A 21,203-nucleotide genomic window follows, 5' to 3' on the forward strand; every position below is an offset into this window, starting at 1 on the left:
GGTCACCAATCTCTCAAGCGCTCAGGCGTTGCCGAAGCCGTTGCCGAAGCCATTGCCGAATGCGTTGCCGGACTCGCTGCCGAACTCGCTGTCGATGAAGTCCAGGACGTCATCGATGGAGGCGTCTTCGAGTCGTTCGGCGACGGCCGTCGAGGGGCCGGAGCCGTTCAGCTTCGCGGTCAGGGCCTGCAGACGGGCCACGATCCCCGTCTGCCGGATGTGGTCGAGGTGCTCGGGCGGCAGGCTCGCGGCCAGCGCCTCCAGCCGGTCGAGTTCGGTGAGGAGCGGGTCCTCGCCGCCGTCCGGGGCCGCCTCGGTGAGGAGGTGGGCGGCGAGCGCCGCCGGGGTGGGGTGGTCGAACAGCAGGGTCGCGGGCAACCGCAGGCCGGTGGCCGTGGTGAGCCGGTTGCGCAGTTCGACCGCGGTGAGGGAGTCGAAGCCGACCTCGTTGAAGGCGCGGTCCGCGTCGATGCCGTCCGCCGAGGCGTGCCCGAGGACGGTCGCCGCCTGGCCGCACACCAGGCGCAGTACGTACGCGTGGCGTTCGGCCTCGCCGTCGAGTTCGGCGAGCCGCGCGGTCAGGGACTCCGGGGAGTCCGCTTCCGTGGCCCCGGCCGCCCGGCGGAGCCGTGGGTACAGCCCGGACAGGACGTCGGGGAGGGTGCCGTTCGCGGCCTGGGTGCGCAGTGTCGCGGACGCGAGCCTGCCCGCCACCGTCACCGCGTCGGGCGCGCCGAGCCCGAGGTCGAACAGCGCGAGCCCCTGCTCGGGGGTGAGTGCGGCGAGACCGCCACGCGTCAGCCGCTGCTTCGCGGTGCCGTCGAGCCTGTCGCTCATCCCGTCGCTCCACGGACCCCAGGCCAGGGACACCGCGGGCAGCCCGTGGGCACGCCGGTGCTGTGCGAGCGCGTCGAGGAACGCGTTCGCCGCCGCGTGGTTGCCCTGCCCGGGCGAGCCGAGCACGAGGGCCGCCGCCGAGGAGAACAGGACGAACGCGTCGAGGCCCGCCATCTCCTCGGTCAGCTCGTGCAGGTTCCACGCCGCGTCGGCCTTCGCCGCGAGGACCGTGGCCAGCCGCTCCGGGGTCAGGGTCGTGATCACTCCGTCGTCCAGCACTCCCGCCGCGTGGACGACCGCGGTGAGGGGTGCGGTGTCCGGGACGGTGTCGAACAGCGCGGCCAGTGCGGAACGGTCGGCCGCGTCGCAGGCCTCGATGCGTACGTCGGCGCCCAGTGCGGTGAGTTCGGCGTGCAGGTCGTCGGCGCCGGGGGCGGCCGGGCCGGTGCGACTGACGAGCAGCAGACTGCGGATGCCGTGCCGGGTGACGAGGTGGTGGGCGACGCGTCGGCCGAGGGCGCCGGTGCCGCCGACGACGAGGGCTGTGCCGTTGGGGTTGAGGGGGCTGCGGGAGACTTCCGGCACGTCCGCGTGGGCGAGGCGGGGTACGTACGTCCTGCCGTCGCGGAGTGCGGTTTGCGGCTCGGCGATGGCCGGCCCGGGCACCGGTTCGTCGTCCGGGGCATCGAGGACATCGACGAGCGTGATGCGCCCGGGATGCTCGGCCTGCGCGGAACGCACCAGGCCCCACACCGCCGCTCCGGCCAGATCCGTCACCGGGTCGTCGTCACCGGTGCTCACGGCACCGTGGGTCGTGACGAGCAGACGGGTGTCGTCCAGCGCCGGTTCGCCGAGCCAGGTCCGAAGCATCGAGAGCACGTGCCCGGTGGTCGCCGACACGTTGGCCGCGCCGCCACCGCGAAGGTCCAGCCGTACGAGGGCGGGGGGATCTCCGGCCAGTTCACGAAGGTCGTCCGGGCTCTCGACGGGTACGGCACGGATGTCGTCCGTCGCGTCCACGTCGACATCGACGGGTGTCTTCGTCCACTCCAACCGGTAGGCCAGATCACGGGTCTCGCGCGCTTCGTACGCCTCCAGCGACTCGGCGGGGATCGGGAGAAGGGTCACCTCTCCGACGCGGAGGACGGGTTCGCCGGTCATGTCCGCGAGTTCGTACGCCGCTCCCTCCTGGTCCGACGGGGAAGCCGTGCGTACGCGAAGTCGCGTCGCGCCCGTCGCGTGCAGGGTGACGCCCTTCCAGTGGGACGGCAGCATTGGCGTGCCGTCCTCGGACACCGACGCCGGGACCGCGGCGGCGAGCAGGGCCGGGTGGATGCCGTAGTGCTCGGCGCTGTCGGCGAGTGCGTCGGGCAGTACGGCCTCGGAGGTGTCCGAGTCGTTCGCCGCCGGGCCCGTGGTGGAGCGGTTGACGGCCGTTCCGCTCAGCGTGGCGTCGGCGTGGTGGGTCCAGCGGGCGCCGGGGTCACCGGCCGGCCGGGAGTGGATGGTCAGGGTGTGCCGGTCGTCGTCCTGTGTCGGCCTGGTGGTGATGTGCAGGTGTACCGCGCCCTGTTCGGGGAGGAGGAGCGGGGTGCCGACGATCAGTTCGTCGACGCTCCGTACGCCGATGGCCGTCGCCGCGTGCAGCGCCAGCTCGACGAGCGCCGCGCCGGTCACCGCCGGGTCGGCCAGCCAGGGCTGGGACGTGAGCGACAACTGCGCCGTGAACAGCCGCCCACCGGAGTCCGGGAGTTCGGTCTCGGCCGCGAGCAACGGGTGTTCCGCCGTGGACAGGCCTGCCGCGCTCACATCGCCCGTGGCCTTCGCTTCGAGCCAGTAGTGCTCGTGCTGGAAGGCGTAGGTGGGGAGGTCGGCGGGCTTCGCGCCGGGGTGGTGCCAGGTGACGGGGACGCCGTTGGTGTGGAGGCGGGCGAGGGCGGTGGTGAAGTCGGCGAGGGTGCCGTGGTCGCGGCGGAGGGTGCCGGTCGCGAAGGCGGCGGTGGCCGTGTCCTGGATGCTGTGGGTGAGGACGGGGTGGGGGCTGGCCTCGACGAACGCGCGGTATCCGTCCGCGTACAGGGCCTCGATGGCGGTGTGGAACCCGACGGTCTGGCGGAGGTTGCGGTACCAGTACTCGGCCGTCATGACCGTCGTGTCGAGCCAGGTGCCGTCCACCGTGGAGAACAAGGGGATACGGGCCGGCTGCGGCTCGATCCCGTCCAGGACCGTAAGGAGCTGTTCGCGGATGCCCTCGACATGGTGGGTGTGGGAGGCGTAGTCCACCGGGATCCGCCTGGCCTGCACACGCTCACTCGCACAGTGCTCCAGGAACTCCTCCACCGCGTCGACATCACCGGCCACGACCGTGGAAGCGGGCCCGTTCACGGCCGCGACCTCCAGACGGTCCGGCCAGCCCTTCAACAACTCCTCGGTGCCCTCCCGCCCCAGCGTCACATGGACCATGCCACCGCGTCCGGCCAGCCGCTCGGCGATGGCCTGACTGCGCAACGCCACCACCCTCGCCGCGTCCTCGAGGCTCAGCGCACCGGCGACATACGCCGCCGCGATCTCACCCTGCGAGTGCCCCACGACCGCGTCCGGCACGACCCCGTGATCCCGCCACAACGCCGCCAGCCCCGTCATCACCGCGAACGTCGCAGGCTGGACCACATCCACGCGCCCCAGATCACCCCCGCGCACCACATCGAGCAGCGACCAGCCCGTCAACGGGTCCAGCACCTCCGCACACGCACGGATGTGGTCCGCGAACACCGGGGAGCTGTCGAGCAGTTCGGCCCCCATACCGACCCACTGACTCCCCTGCCCCGGGAAGACGAACACGACCTTCCCGTCCACGCCCGCAGTGCCAGTGACGACTCCGGGATCCTCATCGCCCCGCGCCAACGCGGCGAGAGCGGCCGTCGCCTGTTCCGGCCCCGTCGCCACCACGACCGCCCGATGCGGATGCGCGGCACGCGTGACAGCAAGCGAGTAGCCGATGTCCACCAGGCGAGTGCCGTCCGCCCCCAAATCGTCGAGGCGCGCGAGGAGTTGCCGAGCCTGGTCCTGGAGGGCGCCACGGCTCTGTGCCGACAACGGCAGGGCGACGACTTCCGGCGCCTCTGCCGTCGGCTCCTCCCGCGCCTCGGGCTCGGGCGCCTCCTCCAGGATCAGGTGGGCGTTCGTACCGCTCATGCCGAAGGACGACACGGCCGCCCGTCGGGGACGATCCACCTCGGGCCAGTCACGCGCCTCGGTCAGCAAGGACACCGCACCCGCCGACCAGTCCACCTGAGGCGTCGGCTCATCGACGTGCAGCGTGCGCGGGAGTACCCCGTGCCGCATCGCCTGGACCATCTTGATGACACCCGCGACACCCGAAGTGTTCTGCGTGTGCCCGATGTTGGACTTCAACGAGCCGAGCCACAGGGGCCGGTCCTCCGGCCGGTCCTGCCCGTATGTGGCGAGCAGGGCCTGGGCCTCGATCGGGTCGCCGAGCGTCGTGCCCGTGCCGTGGGCCTCGACCGCGTCCACGTCGGACGGGGACAGGTCGGCGTTGGCCAGGGCCTGGCGGATGACGCGTTGTTGGGCGGGGCCGTTGGGGGCGGTGAGGCCGTTGGAGGCGCCGTCCTGGTTGACCGCTGAGCCTCGGATGACGGCGAGCACGCGGTGGCCGTTGCGCCGAGCGTCCGAGAGCCGCTCCAGCAGCACTACGCCGATGCCCTCGGCCCAGCCCGTACCGTCGGCGGACGCGGCGAACGCCTTGCAGCGGCCGTCCGCCGACAGGCCCCGCTGCCGCGAGAACTCCACGAACGCGCCGGGTCCGACCATCACGGCCGCACCGCCCGCCAGCGCCATGGAGCACTCCCCCGCGCGCAGCGACTGGGCCGCCAGATGCATCGCCACCAGCGACGACGAGCACGCGGTGTCGAGGGCGACCGCGGGTCCTTCGAAGCCGAACGTGTACGCGACGCGCCCGGACATGACGCTGCTCGACGCGCCCGTGATCATGAAGCCTTCGAGTTCCTTCGGCACGTCCCCGGGCCGGGCACCGTAGCCCTGGTGCGAGACGCCCGCGAACACGCCGATGTCGCTGCCGCGCAGCCCCACCGGATCGATCCGGGCGTGCTCGAACGCCTCCCACGACGTCTCCAGCAGCAACCGCTGCTGCGGGTCCATCGCCAGCGCCTCACGCGGCGAGATCCCGAAGAAGCCCGCGTCGAAGCCGCCGACGTCGGTGAGGAAGCCCCCTTCGCGGGTGGCGGAGGTGCCCGTCCGGTCGGGGTCCGGGGCGAAGAGCGTGTCCAGGTCCCAGCCGCGGTCGGTCGGGAAGCCGGTGACGGCGTCGCGGCCGGCGGCCACGAGGTCCCACAGCTCCTCCGGCGAACTCACCCCACCGGGCAGACGGCAGGCCATGCCGACGATCGCGATCGGCTCGTCGGCCCCGGTCGCGGCGATCTGCCTGGGCCCGGTGTGTGCCGCACCCGTGGTGCCGGCGCCGCCCGTGAGCTCGTCCTTCAACCGGCGGGCGAGTGCCGCCGGGTTGGGGTGGTCGAAGACGAGGGTGGCGGGGAGTCGTATGCCGGTGCGGGTGACGAGACGGTTGCGGAGTTCGACGGCGGTGAGGGAGTCGAAGCCGAGGTCGTTGAAGGCCCGCCCGGAGTCGATGTCCGCGGCGGAGGAGTGGCCGAGGACGACCGCGATCTCGGCGCGGACGAGGTCGAGCAGATGGCGCCGCGCGTCGTCGTCCGAGAGCGACGCGAGCCGTGTGGCCAGATCGTCGGCTCCCTCGGGGGTGGCGTTGGTCGCGCGGCGGATCGTACGGACCAGTCCGTCGAAGACGGCCGGCAGTTCACCTCGCGCGCCGAGCGAGCGCAGCGCGGCGAAGTCCAGCTTCGTCGGGATCACCACGGGTTCGTCGGTGCCCAGGGACGCGTCGAAGAGCCGTAGGCCCTGCTCGTCCGACAGGCCGAGCATGCCCGCCCGTTCGATGCGCTGGAGGTCGGCGTGCGTGAAGAGGTCCCTGGCCTGCGCCCACAGGCCCCACGCCAACGAGGTCGCCGGGAGGCCGAGCGCGTGGCGGTGCCGGGCGAGCGCGTCGAGGTAGGCGTTGGCCGCCGCGTAACCGCCCTGTCCGGGTGCGCCCAGGACGGGACCCGTCGCGGACGAGAACACGATGAACGCGTCGAGGTCGTCCCGGTCCTTCGTGAGCTCGTGGAGGTGCCAGGCGGCGTCGGCCTTGGGGATGAGGACCTGCTCCAGGCGTTCGGCCGAGTACGAGCCGATGACGCCGTTGTTGAAGACGGCGGCGGTGTGGATGACCGCGGTGAGCGGTGCGTCGGTTCCGGTCCCAGCCAGAAGTGCGGCGAGTGCGTCGCGGTCGGTGATGTCGCAGGCCTCGATACGGACGTTCGCGCCGAGGGCGGTGAGTTCGGTACGGAGGTCGTCGGCGCCGGGGGCGTCGGGGCCGCTGCGGCTGACGAGGAGGAGGTTGCGGACGCCGTGCCCGGTCACCAGGTGGCGGGCCAGCAACCGACCGAGCGAGCCGGTGCCGCCCGTGATCAGGACCGTGCCGTCGGGGTTGAGGGTGGCGGGCCCTTGGGCGCCGGTAGCGGCACGGACGAGCCTCGGGGCGTGCGGAACGCCTGCGCGTACGGCGAGGTGCGGCTCGCCGGCCGGGAGGTTCCAGTCGGCCACCCCAGCGCCCGTATCCGTGTGGGTGTCAGTGTCGAACAGCGTGATACGGCCCGGGTTCTCCGACTGTGCCGACTGGACGAGGCCCCACACGGCTGCGGCGGCGAAGTCGGTGACGGCCTCGTCGGAGGTCGTGGCGACGGCACCGTGGGTGACCACCAACAGATGGGTGTCCTCCAGCGCGGGCTCGGCCAGCCAGGTCTGGAGGAGGTCCAGCGTGTGGGTGGTGAGTGCCTGTACGGCGGCCGGGTCCGGCTCGTCGGAGCCGCCGCGCAGGTCGAGTCGTACCAGGTCAGGAACTCGTTCGGCGGTGGCGAGCGCCTGGATGTCCTGCGAGGTGGCGATGGTGGTCGTGGGGTGGGTTCGGGTGGTCAGGGCCTGTACGGGCGTCCACGCAAGGCGGTACAGGGACTCCGCCTGGGCGGCCGTGGTGGGCACGGGGGCGAGCTCCACGGAGTCGACACAGGCGACCGGTTCGCCGGTGGCGTCCGCGAAGCGGCACGAGACGTTGCCGTCGGCGGTCGGGGTGATCACCGCACGCAGCCGCGTGGCGCCGGTCGCGCGCAATCGGAGTCCGGTCCACCGGGCGGGGAAGTTCGCGTCGGACGGGAGGGTGTGCAGGGCGGCGGCGAGCAGCGACGGATGGATGCCGTAGCGCTCGGCGTCCTCGTGGTCCTCCTCGGGCAGGTCGAGTTGTTCGTACGAGGTTGCGACCGCCGAGTCGGCTTCGGATTCAGGTACGGCGGTGGTCAGTGTCCCGGTGGCGTGGCGGGTCCAGGGCGCGCCGGGGTCCGTGTCGTCGGACCGGGAGTGGACGGTCACGTGTCCGTCCTTGTCGACGGCGACCTGGAGTCGCGCTGCGGCCCGCTCCGGAACGACGAGCGGCGATTCGACGGCGAGTTCCGCCACCCCGGCCCAGCCGGTCTCGCGTGCGGCGTGCAGCGCCAGCTCGGCCAGACCGCAGCTCCCGGCGACAGGGTCACCGAGCCATGGGTGCTCCCGGACGGAGACCTTCGCGGTGAACACCACCGCGTCCGAGCCGGGGACCTCCGTCATGGCCCCGAGCAGCGGGTGTTCGGGGTCGGTGAGACCGAAGTCGGCGGCGTCGGAGGCCGCGCGAGTGGCGTCCAGCCAGTAACGCCGGTGCTGGAAGGCGTAGGTGGGCAGGTCGACGTGCCTGCCGCCGGAGAGGAGTGCGGGCCAGTCGAGGGGGATGCCTCGGGTGTGGAGGGTGGCGAGGGCGGTGAGGAGCGTACGGGCCTCGGAGTCCTTGGCGCTCAGCGTGGGCACGCAGGTCGCCGTGTCGAGGGTGTCGTTGACGGCCGGGGTCAGGTGCGGGGTCGGGCCGACTTCCAGGTACGTGGTCGTGCCGTGGTCCGCGAGGATCCGTACGGCCCGTTCGAAGTGGACCGTTTCGCGGATGTGCCGCGCCCAGTAGCCGGCGGTGAGCGGGTCGCCCTCGGCTGCGGTCACCAACGGGATCTCTGGCTGACGGTATGTCACGGTCTCGGCGACGGCGGCGAACTCGTCCGGGATCGGATCCATCAGGGGTGAGTGGAAGGCGTGGGAGACCTTCAACTCCCGTGCGCGGTAGCCCTGTTCGATGAGGGTGTCGCGGATCGCCGCGATGTCGTCGGCGTCGCCTGAGATGACCGTGTTGGTGGGGCTGTTGTACGCGGCGACGGCGGTGCGCTCGGTCAGCAGACCCGCCACCGTCTCCGCCGGGGCGGTCGTCGTGATCATCGACCCACCGGCAGGAAGGGACTGCATCAGACGGGCGCGGGCCGCCACCAGCTTCGCCGCGTCCTCCAGATCCAGGACACCGGCGATGTGGGCGGCCGTCAGCTCACCGATGGAGTGACCGGCCACCTGGTCCGGCCGTACGCCCCAGGACTCGACGAGCCGGTACAGCGCGGTCTCCACCGCGAACAGACCGGTCTGCGTGTACAGCGTCCGGTCCAGCCAACCGTCCGGATCGTTGAACACCACATCGGCGACGGAGTGCGGGGCGTGTCCGGCGAGATGCCGGTCGAGGGCAGCACACGCCTCGTCGAAGGCGGACGCGTACGCGGGGAAGGTGTCGTACAACTCCCGCCCCATGCCGACCCGTTGGCTCCCCTGCCCGGTGAACAGCACCGCGAGTCGGCCGTCACCGGCGCTCCCCGTCACGGCACCTGCGTGAGACTCCCCGGCCGCCAGCGCGGCCAGTGCCGTACGCGCCTCGTCCCGGTCGCCCGCGAGGACCACGGCCCGCTCGGACAACTGGGCCCGGCCCGTGGCCAGCGCGTACGCCACATCCGGCAAGGCGGCCCCGGCGCTCTCCATCCGCGTCGAGATGTACGTCGCCAGCTGCCGTGCCTGCGCCGACAGAGCGGCCGTCCCACGAGCGGACAGCACCAGCGGTACGACCGGCAGGTCCGCCGGGGGCACCGCCTCGGACGCCGTCTCGGGTTCCGTCTCCGGGGCCTCCTCAAGGATCACGTGGGCGTTGGTCCCGCTGATGCCGAACGCGGAGACACCGGCCCGGCGCGGACGGTCGTCGGCGGCGGGGGTCCACTCGCGGGCCTCCGTGAGGAGTTCGACGGCACCCTCGGACCAGTCGACCTGCGGGGTCGGCTCCTCCACGTGCAGGGTCTTCGGCAGGACGCCGTGCCGCATCGCCTGGACCATCTTGATCACGCCCGCGACGCCGGCGGCGGCCTGGGTGTGGCCGAGGTTGGACTTCAGGGAGCCGAGCCGGACCGGGCGGTCGTCGGGGCGGTTCTGGCCGTAGGTGGCGAGGAGGGCCTGGGCCTCGATGGGGTCGCCGAGGGTCGTGCCGGTGCCGTGGGCCTCGACGGCGTCCACGTCGGAGGGTTCGAGGCCGGCGGTGGCCAGAGCCTGTCGGATGACCCGCTGTTGCGCGGGGCCGTTCGGGGCGGTGAGGCCGTTGGAGGCGCCGTCCTGGTTGACGGCGGAGCCCCGTACGACCGCCAGGACGCGGTGGCCGTTGCGGTGCGCGTCGGACAGGCGTTCCAGCAGGACCAGGCCGACGCCCTCGGCCCAGCCGGTGCCGTCCGCCGTCGCGGCGAAGGCCTTGCAGCGGCCGTCGGCGGCGAGGCCCTGCTGTCGGGAGAACTCGCGGAACACATCGGGGCTGGACATCACGGCGACACCACCGGCGAGGGCCATCGAGCACTCCCCCGCCCTCAGCGCCTGTCCGGCGAGGTGGATGGCCACCAGGGAGGAGGAGCACGCCGTGTCGAGGGCGACGGCGGGGCCCTCCAGACCGAGGGCGTAGGCGATCCGGCCGGACAGCACGCTGCCGGCGCCGCCGGTCATCAGGAAGCCCTCCAGCCCCTTGGGCGGCTCGGCCAGCCTGCTGAGGTAGTCCTGGTAGGAGACGCCCGCGAAGACGCCGACGCTCCGGCCGCGCAGCGAGGTGGGGTCGATGCCGGCGTGTTCGATGCTCTCCCAGGCCGTTTCGAGGAGGAGCCGCTGCTGCGGGTCCATGGCCAGCGCCTCGCGCGGTGAGATGCCGAAGAAGGCGGGGTCGAAGTCGGCCGCGTCGTGCAGGAACCCGCCCTCGCGGACGTACGACGTACCGGCGTGCTCCGGGTCGGGGTCGTACAGCTCGTCGAGGTCCCAGCCGCGGTCGGCCGGGAACGGGCCGATGCCCTCGCGGCCCTCCGCCAGCAGCGCCCAGAGGTCCTCGGGCGAGCGCACCCCGCCGGGCAGGCGGCAGGCCATGCCGACGATCGCGATCGGCTCGTCGAGGTGGGCGGTGGTGTTCTTCGCCGCCATGGCCCCGGTGGCGGCTGCGACGGTACGGCCGTCGCCGGTCAGTCGGGTGCGCAGGTGGGCGGCGAGCGCGGCGGGTGCGGGGTGGTCGAACAGGAGGGTCGCGGGGAGTTGGAGTCCGGTGTGGGCGGCGAGGCGGTTGCGGAGTTCGACGGCGGTGAGGGAGTCGAAGCCGATCTCCGTGAAGGCGCGGGCCGCGTCGACGCTGTCGGCCGAGGCATGGCCGAGGACGGCCGCCGCCTCGCGCCGGACCGTCGCCAGCAGTGTCCGTTCCGCCTCGGCGGCGCTCATCGCGGCGAGGCGGGTCGCCAGGTCGCCGTTGGCGGTACGGGTTCCGCGTGCGGCGCGTCGCATCGGGCGTGCCAGGCCGTGCAGCAGGGTGGGAAGCGTGCCCTGTTCGGCCTGGGCGCGCAGGGCGCCGTGGTCGAGCTTGACCGCGACCGGGGCGGGGTCGTCGCCGCGCAGGGCGGCGTCGAACAGGGCCATGCCCTCGTCGGCGGCGAGCGGGACGACGCCGCCCCGGCTCATGCGCTGGGAGTTGACGTCGACGACACCGCTGGTCATGGTCGACGTCGGCGCCCACAGACCCCAGGCGAGGGAGAGGCCGGGGAGGTGCTGTGCGCGCCGGTGGTGGGCGAGGGCGTCGAGGAAGGTGTTGGCGGCGGCGTAGTTGCCCTGCCCCGGGGAGCCGAACGCGCCTGCCGCCGAGGAGTACAGCACGAAGGCGTCCAGGTCGTGGCCTGCGGTGAGCTCGTGGAGGTTCCACGCCGCGTCCGCCTTGGGCGTCAGCACGGTGTGCATCTGATCGTCGGTGAGGCCCGTGACCACGCCGTCGTCCAGCACGCCCGCCGTGTGGACGACGGCCGAGAGCCGCACGGTGTCCAGCAGCGCGGCGAGGGCGTCCCGGTCGGCGGCGTCGCACGCCTCGATGCGTACGGTCGCGCCGAGTTCAACGAGTTCGGCCTCCAGTTCCCGGCTACCCGCCGCGTCCCGGCCACTGCGGCTGGTCAGCAGCAGCTCCCGTACGCCGTACTCGGTGACCAGGTGACGGGCGAGGATGCCGCCGAGGGTGCCGGTGCCTCCGGTGATCAGTACGGTGCCGTCGGGGCGGAAGATCGGGGTGTCGATGGCTTCGAGCGATTCATCGACTGCTTCGGCCGATTCATCGGCTGCTTCCGGCGATTGGTCAGCCGCTTCCGGCGATTCGTCGGCTGCTTCAGGTGATTCGGCTGGGGTGCCGTCCGGACGGGAGGCCGGCGCTTCGGTCGCGGTGACGTCCACGCGGGCGAGGCGGGCCGCGTGGAGCTTGCCTTCGCGGAGGGCGAGCCGGGGTTCGCCGGTCGCGAGGGCCGACGAGAGGGGCGCGGGCAGGTCCTCGGTCGCGGGGCCGTCGAGGTCGACGACCACGACACGGCCGGGGTTCTCCGACTGCGCCGAGCCGATCAGGCCCCACGCGGCGGCTGCGGCGAGATCGGTGACCGTGTCGTCCGGCGTGGCGGCGACCGCGCCCCGGGTGGTGACGAGCAGGCGAGTGTCGGCGAGCGCCGGTTCCGTGAGCAGCGCCTGGAGCACGGACAGGAGGTGCGTGGTGAGTGCGTGGACGGTGCCGGGGACGGACCGGTCGCCCTCCGCGTTGCCGTCGAGTGCGAGGAGCAGCAGGCCGGGCGCGGTGGTGGCGGCCTCGATGACGTCCTGCGGGCCGTTGACCCGTACGGCTTCGAGAGGGACGTCGAGGGCCGGTTGCGGTGCCGGGAGTTCCGTCCAGGCGAGGCGGTGCAGCGGAACGGCCGTACGCGCGCTGCCGAGTTGGTCCTCGGCCACGGGCCGGGCGACCAGTGAGCCGATGACTGCCACGGGCGCCCCGGTGTCGTCGGCCAGCCGGATGGTCGTGGCCTCCGGGCCCGCGGGGGTGATGTGGGCGCGGAGGCGGGCGGCGCCGGTGGCGTGGAGGGTGATGCCGGTCCAGGCGAAGGGCAGGCGGGTACGGCCGTCGCCCGCGGTGGCGAGCATCGTGGCGTGGAGGGCGGCGTCGAGCAGGGCGGGGTGGATGCCGTAGCGGGCGGCGGTGTCGTGGTGGTCGTCGGGCAGGTCGATCTCGGCGAAGGTCTCCTCACCGTGGACCCACACCGCGCGCAGCCCCTGGAACACCGGGCCGTACTGGTACCCGGAGTCGACGAGCGTGTCGTAGAACGTGTCGAGGTCCTGGGACTCGGCACCCGGGGGCGGCCAGGTACCGAGGTCGAAGCCCGCCGGTTCGCCGGACTCGGCGAGCGTGCCGGTGGCGTGGCGGGTCCACGGTGTGCCGGGGTCGGCGTCCGCCGGGCGGGAGTGGATCGCCACGGTATGGCGGTCGGCGTCCGTGGTGTGCACCGTGATCTGGAGCTGGACGGCACCGCGCTCCGGGACGACGAGGGGCGCCTCGATGACGAGTTCGTCGATCCCGCCCGCGCCGGTCTCCTGCGCGGCCCGCAGGGCGAGCTCGACGAAGCCGGTGCCCGGGAGCAGGACGGTGCCGTTGATGGTGTGGTCGGCCAGCCAGGGCTGCGTGCGCAGCGACACCTGCGCGGTGAACAGGTGGCCACCCGAGTCGGGCAGCTCCGTCATGGCGCCCAGGAGCGGGTGGTCGGGCCGGACGAGACCCGCCGAGGTGACGTCCTCGGGTGTGGCTTCGAGCCAGTAGTGCTGGTGCTGGAAGGCGTAGGTGGGGAGGTCGGCGGGCTTCGCGCCGGGGTGGTGCCAGGTGACGGGGACGCCGTTGGTGTGGAGGCGGGCGAGGGCGGTGGTGAAGTCGGCGAGGGTGCCGTGGTCGCGGCGGAGGGTGCCGACCGCGAGGGTGCCGGTGGCCGTGTCCTGGATGCTGTGGGTGAGGACGGGGTGGGGGCTGGCCTCGACGAACGCGCGGTATCCGTCCGCGTACAGGGCCTCGATGGCGGTGTGGAACCCGACGGTCTGGCGGAGGTTGCGGTACCAGTACTCGGCCGTCATGACCGTCGTGTCGAGCCAGGTGCCGTCCACCGTGGAGAAGAGGGGGACGCGGGCCGGCTGCGGCTCGATCCCGTCCAGGACGGCGAGGAGTCGCTCGCGGATGCCTTCCACGTGGTGGGTGTGGGAGGCGTAGTCGACCGCGATCCGCCTGGCCTGCACGTGCTCGCTCGCACAGTGCTCCAGCAGTTCGTCCACGGCGTCGGTGTCACCGGCCACCACGGTGGAGGTGGTCCCGTTGACCGCGGCGACCTCCAGACGTCCGGCCCAGCGTTCCAGCAGCTCGGCCGCCTGGTTCTGACCGACGCTCACGTGGACCATGCCGCCGCGCCCGGCCAGCCGCTCGGCGATGGCCTGACTGCGCAACGCCACCACCCTCGCCGCGTCCTCGAGGCTCAGCGCACCGGCGACATACGCCGCCGCGATCTCACCCTGCGAGTGCCCCACGACCGCGTCCGGCACGACCCCGTGATCCCGCCACAACGCCGCCAGCCCCGTCATCACCGCGAACGTCGCAGGCTGGACCACATCCACGCGCCCCAGATCACCCCCGCGCACCACATCGAGCAGCGACCAGCCCGTCAACGGGTCCAGCACCTCCGCACACGCACGGATGTGGTCCGCGAACACCGGCGAGGCATCCAGCAGTTCGGCACCCATGCCGACCCACTGACTCCCCTGCCCCGGGAAGACGAACACGACCTTCCCGTCCACACCTTCAGTGCCAGTGACGACTCCGGGGTCCTCCTCGCCCCGCGCCAACGCGCCCAAGGCGGCCGTCGCCTGTTCCGGATCCGTCGCCACCACGACCGCCCGATGCGGATGCGCGGCACGCGTGACAGCCAGCGAGTAACCGATGTCCACCAGCCGGGGCCCGTACTCCGGCCCGTCGGGCGTCGTGAGGTGGGCGAGGAGTCGCTGTGCCTGGGCGCGTACGGCCTGCGGGCTGCGGGCCGACAGCGGCAGGGCTACGACGATCTCCGGCTCGCCCGCGGCGGGAGCCTCGGACGGGGGCTCCTCGATCGGCGGCTCAACAGCGGCCTCCTCCAGGATCAGGTGGGCGTTCGTACCGCTGACGCCGAAGGACGACACGGCCGCGCGCCGGGGGCGGCCCACCTCGGGCCATTCCCGGGCCTCGGTCAGCAACTCCACCGCACCGGCCGACCAGTCCACCTGCTGCGTCGGCTCATCCACATGCAGCGTGCGCGGCAGGACCCCGTGCCGCATCGCCTGGACCATCTTGATGACACCGGCGACGCCGGCGGCGGCCTGGGCGTGCCCGATGTTCGACTTCAGCGAGCCCAGCCACAGCGGGCGGTCCTCCGGCCGCCCCTGCCCGTACGTCGCGAGCAGCGCCTGCGCCTCGATCGGGTCGCCGAGCGTCGTACCCGTGCCGTGCGCCTCCACCACGTCCACGTCGGACGTCGTGAGGCCGACGGCCGTCAACGCCTTGCGGATGACGCGCTGTTGGGCAGGGCCGTTGGGGGCGGTGAGACCGTTGGAGGCACCGTCCTGGTTGACGGCCGAGCCCTTGAGGACGGCCAGCACGCGGTGGCCGTTGCGGCGCGCGTCCGACAGCCGCTCCAGCAGCAGTACCCCGACGCCCTCGGACCAGCCCGTACCGTCGGCGGACGCGGCGAACGCCTTGCAGCGGCCGTCCGCCGACAGGCCCCGCTGCCGCGAGAACTCGACGAAGGTGTCCGGGTTCGACATCACGGTGACACCGCCCGCGAGGGCCATCGAGCACTCCCCCGCCCGCAGCGACTGCGCTGCCATGTGGATGGCGACGAGCGACGACGAGCAGGCGGTGTCCACGGACACGGCGGGGCCTTCCAGACCCAGCGTGTAGGCGATACGGCCGGAGGCGACGCTGCCCGCGTTGCCGGTGCCGATGTACCCCTCCAGGTCCCGAGGGGTCGCGCCGAGCCGGACGGCATAGTGCTGTGCGGACACTCCGGTGAACACCCCGACGTCGCTGCCGCGCAGCCCCACCGGGTCGATCCGGGCGTGCTCGAACGCCTCCCACGACGTCTCCAGCAGCAACCGCTGCTGTGGATCCATCGCCAGCGCCTCACGCGGCGAGATCCCGAAGAAGCCCGCGTCGAAACGGGCCGCGTCCCGCAGGAAGCCGCCTTCACGCACGTACGAGGTGCCGGGCCGGTCGGGGTCCGGGTCGTAGAGGGCGTCGAGGTCCCAGCCGCGGTCGGTGGGGAACTCGGTGATGCCCTCGCCGCCTTCGACGACGAGGCGCCACAGGTCGTCGGGGGACGAGATGCCGCCGGGAAGACGGCACGCCATGCCGACGATCGCGATCGGCTCGTCACGGTGGGCGGGGCCGGTCTCGGTGCCGGTCACGCCCGTGGGGGTGTCACCGGCCAGTTCGGTACGGAGGTGGGCGGCGAGTGTGGCCGGGGTCGGGTAGTCGAACAGGAGGGTCGCGGGAAGGCGGACGCCTGTGCGCTCGGCGAGCCGGTTGCGCAGTTCGATGGCGGTCAGCGAGTCGAAGCCGATCTCGGCGAACGCGTGGTGGGCGCCCACGCGGTCGGCACCGGAGTGGCCGAGGACGGTGGCGGCTTCGCCTCGGATGAGGTCCAGGAGGGCGCGTTCGGCGTCCGCCGGGCTGAGCACGGCCAGGCGCGCGGCCAGGCCCGTCGTGTCGGCGGTCGCGTTGACGGCTCGGCGGCCCGCGCGGACGAGGCCGTGGAACAGGTGGGGCAGCAGACCGTTCGCGGCCTGGGTGCGCAGGGCCGCGTGGTCCAGCTTCGCGGCGACGGGCGCCGCGTCGGTGCCGTCCTCCAGGCAGGTGTCGAGCAGGGCCATGCCCTCCTCGGTGGTGAGGGGGGCGATCCCGCCACGGGCGATGCGCCGGGTGTCCGTGGAGTCGAGCGTGCCGGCCATGCCGTCGGCCCACATGCCCCACACCAGGGACGTGGCGGGCAGGCCCGCCGCCCGGCGCCGGTGGGCGAGCGCGTCGAGGAACGCGTTCGCCGCGGCGTAGTTGCCCTGTCCGGGGCCGCCCATGGCACCCGAGAGGGAGGAGAACAGGACGAAGGCGCCGAGGTCCGGCCGGTCGGCGGTCAACTCGTGCAGGTGCCAGGCGGCGTCCGCCTTGGCGGCCATCACCGTCGCGAGGCGTTCGGGGGTCAGGGCGGTGACGACGCCGTCGTCCAGTACGCCGGCCGTGTGCACGACGGCCGTCAAGTCTGGGACCGAGTCCAGGAGTTGGGCCGCCGCCGCTCGGTCCGCCATGTCACAGGCCTCGATACGGACGGTGGCGCCGAGCGCGGTGAGGTCGTCCCGCAGGTTCGTGGCTCCGGGCGCTGCGGGGCCGGATCGGCTGGTGAGCACCAGGTTGCGGATGCCGTGGTGGGTGACGAGATGACGGGCTGTCTGCCGTCCGAGTGCGCCCGTACCTCCGGTGATCAGGACCGTGCCGTGGGTGGGGAGCGTGGTGGCGGCCGACTCCGATTCGCTACGGGGCTCCGAGTGGCTACCGGGCTCGGAACGGCTGCCGGACTCGGACGGATTACCGGACTCAGACCGACCACCGAACTCAGACGGGCTGCCGGACTCGGAACGGCTGCCGGGTTCAGAGCGACCACCGGACTCGGAGTGACTGCCCGGCTCGGGACGGCCGGCCGCCTGTGTCGTGGAGCGTGTCAGCCGGGGCACGAAGAGCACGCCGTCACGGACGGCGAGTTGGGGTTCGCCGGCGGCCAGGGCCGCGCCGAGCACATCCTCGGCGTCCGCCTCGTCGTCGAGGTCCACGAGCACGATGCGCCCGGGGTTCTCCGACTGCGCGGACCGCAACAGGCCCAGCGCGGTCGCCGCCGCCAAGTCCGCGATCCCACCGCCGTCCCCGACTGCGACGGCACCCCGGGTGACGACCACGAGCCCGGTGTCCTCCAACTCCCGCTCGCCGAGCCAGGCCTGGAGCAGAGCGAGGGTGGTGGCGGTCAGGGCACCCACGGCTTCCGGAACGTCCCGGCCTTCCACGGCACCCAGCACCTCCGGACCGCCCATGGCCTCCGGCGCACTGAGCGAGCCCGCTCCATCGCCCGAGAGCTCGAACAGCAGGTGGGCGGGGACCGGTTCACCATCCCGATGGGCGAGCGCGGTGACGTCCTCCGCGCCAAGGACCCTGACCGCACGCGCAGCCGCACCCGCACCCGCACCCGCACCCGCACCCGCACCAAGATCCCGGCCCGCCGCCGCGGCGGCAGGCGTGGCGGTCTCCGTCCAGCTCAGCCGGTACGGCGTCGGCCGCCCGACGCCGGCCACCTGCTCGGGCACCACCGGCTGGAGCAGCACCTCCTCGACGGCAGCCACGGGCGCACCGGTGGAGTCCTCCAACCTCAGCGACAGCCGGTCGACGCTCGCCGGAGCGACGCGTACGCGCAGGCGGGTCGCCCCCGTCGCGAACAGCCGAACCCCGCTCCAACGCACCGGCTGCATCCCGAGGTCGGCGCATCCCACCCGCACGGCGGCTTCGAGCAGCGCCGGATGCAGGCCGTAGCGAAGGGCGTCGTCCTGCTCGTCGTCCGGCAGCTCGACCTCACCGGTGAACTCGCCGTCAGCCTCGGCCCGTTCCCCGACGGTACCCGCACCCGCGTCCGTCAGCGTGGCGGTCGCGTGCCGGGTCCACGGTGTTCCGGGGTCGGCGTCGGCCGGGCGGGCGTGGACGACACACACCCATGAGTCGTCGTCGCCCGGCTGGACCGTCACCCGCAGATCGACCCCGCCGCGCTCAGGCACCACCAGCGGCGCCTCGACGCTCAGTTCGCCGATCCCGTCGCATCCGGCCTCCCGGGCGGCGTGCAGCGCCAGTTCGACGAATCCGCCGCCGGGGAACACGGCGACGTCACCGATGAGATGGTCGGCGAGCCACGGATGACTGCGCCGCGAGAGCCGTGCCGTGTACAGGAAGCCGCCCGGTTCGGGGATCTCGGCGGCGGCGCCGAGCAGCGGGTGGTCGGGCTCCGTGAGTCCCAGACCGGCGGCGTCCGCGCCCTGTTCCGGAATCAGCCAGAAGTGCTCGTGCTGGAAGGGGTAGGTGGGCAGCTCGACACGGCGTGCGCCCGTACCCGCGTAGACGCCGTCCCAGTCGACGGTGACGCCTCGCACATGCAGGCCGCCGAGCGCGGTCAACAGGGCGGCGGGCTCGGGCTGATCGGCTCGGAGTGTCGGCAGGCACACGGCGGACCCGTCACCGATCGTCTCGCTCGCGGCGGTGGTGAGATGCGCGGCCGGACCCAGTTCGAGCAGGGTCGTGACCCCGTGCCCGCCGATCAGCGTGGTGACCGTATCCGCGAAGCGCACCGCCTGCCTGATGTGCCGCGCCCAGTACCCGGGGGTCGTGAGATCCCCGGGCTCAGCCGGCCGACCCGTGGTGTTGGGGATGACGGGGATGCGGGGCTCCCGGTACGAGACCGTCGCGGCGATATCGGCGAACTCGGCGAGGATCGGCTCCATACGCGGCGAGTGGAAGGCGTGGGAGACGGTCAACTCCCGTACCCGATACCCCTCTTCGGCCAGTGTGTCGCGCAGGGCGGCGATCTCCTCGGCGCCGCCCGACACCACGACGTTGGTGGGACTGTTCTGCGCGGCGATCGCGAGGTCGCCGGTCAGCAGGCCCGAGACGTACGCCTCGGGGGCGTTCGTCGTGATCATGGCGCCCCCGGCGGGCAGGGACTGCATGAGCCGGGCGCGGGCGGCCACCAGCTTCGCCGCGTCCGCCAACTCCAGCACGCCCGCGATGTGCGCGGCGGTCAGCTCGCCGATCGAGTGCCCGGCGACCTGGTCCGGCCGTACGCCCCACGACTCCACCAGCCGGTACAGCGCGGTCTCCACCGCGAACAGGCCCGTCTGCGTGTAGAGCGTGCGGTCGAGCCATGCGGCCCGGTCGGTGCCCGGTTCGGCGAAGACGACCTCCGCCACCGGGTACGGCGCGTGCCCGGTGAGCCGTTCGTCGAGCGCGGCGCACACCTCGTCGAAGGTCCGCGCGTACACCGGGTAGTGCTCGTACAACTCCCGTCCCATGCCGAGACGTTGGCTGCCCTGCCCGGTGAAGAGCACCGCGAGTCGGCCCGGGACCGGTGTGCCGACGACCGCCTGTGGGTGACGCTCCCCCGCGGCCAGCGCCTCCAGCGCCGTACGGGCCTCGTCGCGGTCGGCCGCCACGACGACCGCACGGTCGGTGAGCGCGGCCCGGGTGGTGGCGAGGGAGTGGCCCACGTCCAGCAGATCGGTGTCGGAGTCGGAGTCGGAGTCGGTGACGGCCAGACGGTCGGCGAGGCGGCGGGCCTGGGCGGACAGGGCGGCCGTACCGCGCGCGGACAGCGGCAGCGGGACGACGGGCGGACGTTTCCCGGGCTCTTCGGACGCCTCCGCAGACGCCCCGGTCGTCGGCTCGGACACCTCCCCGGACAGATCCCCGACCGCCCCGCCCCCGGCTCCGCTCCCGCTCTCCGGCGCCTGTTCCAGCACCACATGGGCGTTGGTGCCGCTGATGCCGAACGAGGACACGGCCGCGCGTCGCGGGCGATCCAGGTCGGGCCATTCCCTGGCCTCGGTCAGCAGCTCCACCGCGCCCGCCGACCAGTCCACCTGCGGGGTCGGCTCGTCGATGTGCAGCGTCTTCGGCAGCAGTCCGTGCCGCATCGCGAGGACCATCTTGATGACGCCCGCGACGCCCGCCGCCGCCTGGGTGTGGCCGAGGTTGGACTTGACCGAGCCGAGCCGGAGCGGGCTGTCGTCCGGCCGGTTCTGGCCGTAGGTGGCGAGGAGGGCCTGGGCCTCGATGGGGTCGCCGAGGGTCGTGCCGGTGCCGTGGGCCTCGACGGCGTCGATGTCGGACGGGGCGAGTCGGGCGGCGGTGAGGGCCTGGCGGATGACGCGTTGCTGGGAGGGGCCGTTGGGGGCGGTGAGGCCGTTGGAGGCGCCGTCCTGGTTGACGGCGGAGCCGCGCATCACGGCCAGCACCTCGTGGCCGTTGCGCTGGGCGTCGGACAGCCGTTCAAGGAGCAGTACGCCCACCCCTTCGCTCCAGCCCGTGCCGTCGGCCCCGGCCGCGAACGCCTTGCAGCGGCCGTCCGCCGCCAGCCCGCGCTGCCGCGAGAACCCGATGAACGGTCCCGGTGTGGAGATGACCGTCGCGCCGCCGGCCAGGGCCAGCGAACACTCGCCGGACCGGAGTGCCTGTGCGGCGAGGTGCATGGCGACCAGGGAGGACGAGCAGGCCGTGTCGACGGTGACGGCGAGCCCTTCGAGGCCGAGCGTGTAGGCGACGCGGCCCGAGGCGACCGCGCTGGAGACGCCGGTGCCGATGTAGCCCTCGACGCCGTCGGGGACCTTGCCGCCGCCGGTGGCGTAGTCGTGGTAAGTGATGCCGGAGAAGACGCCGACGTCCTTGCCGCGCAGGGAGGTCGGGTCGATGCCGGCCCGCTCCAGCACCTCCCACGAGGTCTCCAGCAGGAGCCGCTGCTGCGGGTCCATGGCCAGCGCCTCGCGCGGTGAGATCCCGAAGAACGTGGCGTCGAAGCCGGCCGCGTCCAGCAGGAAGCCGCTCTCCCGCGCGTACGTCGTACCCGGGTGGTCGGGGTCGGGGTGGTAGAGGGTGTCGAGGTCCCAGCCCCGGTCGGCGGGGAACGCGCTCATGCCGTCGCGGCCCTCGACGAGCATGTCCCACAGGTCCTCGGGCGAGGAGATCCCGCCCGGCAGCCGGCACGCCATGGACACGATGGCGATGGACTCGTGCCGCTCCCCCTCCAGCTCCCTCACACGCTTCTGGAAACGGCGGGCGTCAGCGAGGACACGCTTCAGATAGTCGCGAAGCTTGTCGTCATTCGCCATGGCGGTGTTCTCCTCGGTGGTGCAGAAGTCAGGAGGGGTGCTGTCTCAGAAGGGCGGGG

Annotated in this window: 1 protein-coding gene; it reads right to left on the reverse strand. The window is 73.0% G+C overall.

Features of this window, described 5'->3' with window-relative positions:
• Positions 1-21: 21 nt before the first annotated feature.
• Positions 22-21,144, reverse strand: coding sequence for a type I polyketide synthase (locus STRIP9103_RS27755; RefSeq protein ID WP_009324924.1), 21,123 nt, complete (start codon positions 21,142-21,144; stop codon positions 22-24).
• Between the last annotated feature and the right edge of the window lie 59 nt (positions 21,145-21,203).

It is taken from the genome of Streptomyces ipomoeae 91-03 (assembly GCF_000317595.1).
Classification (GTDB): domain Bacteria; phylum Actinomycetota; class Actinomycetes; order Streptomycetales; family Streptomycetaceae; genus Streptomyces; species Streptomyces ipomoeae.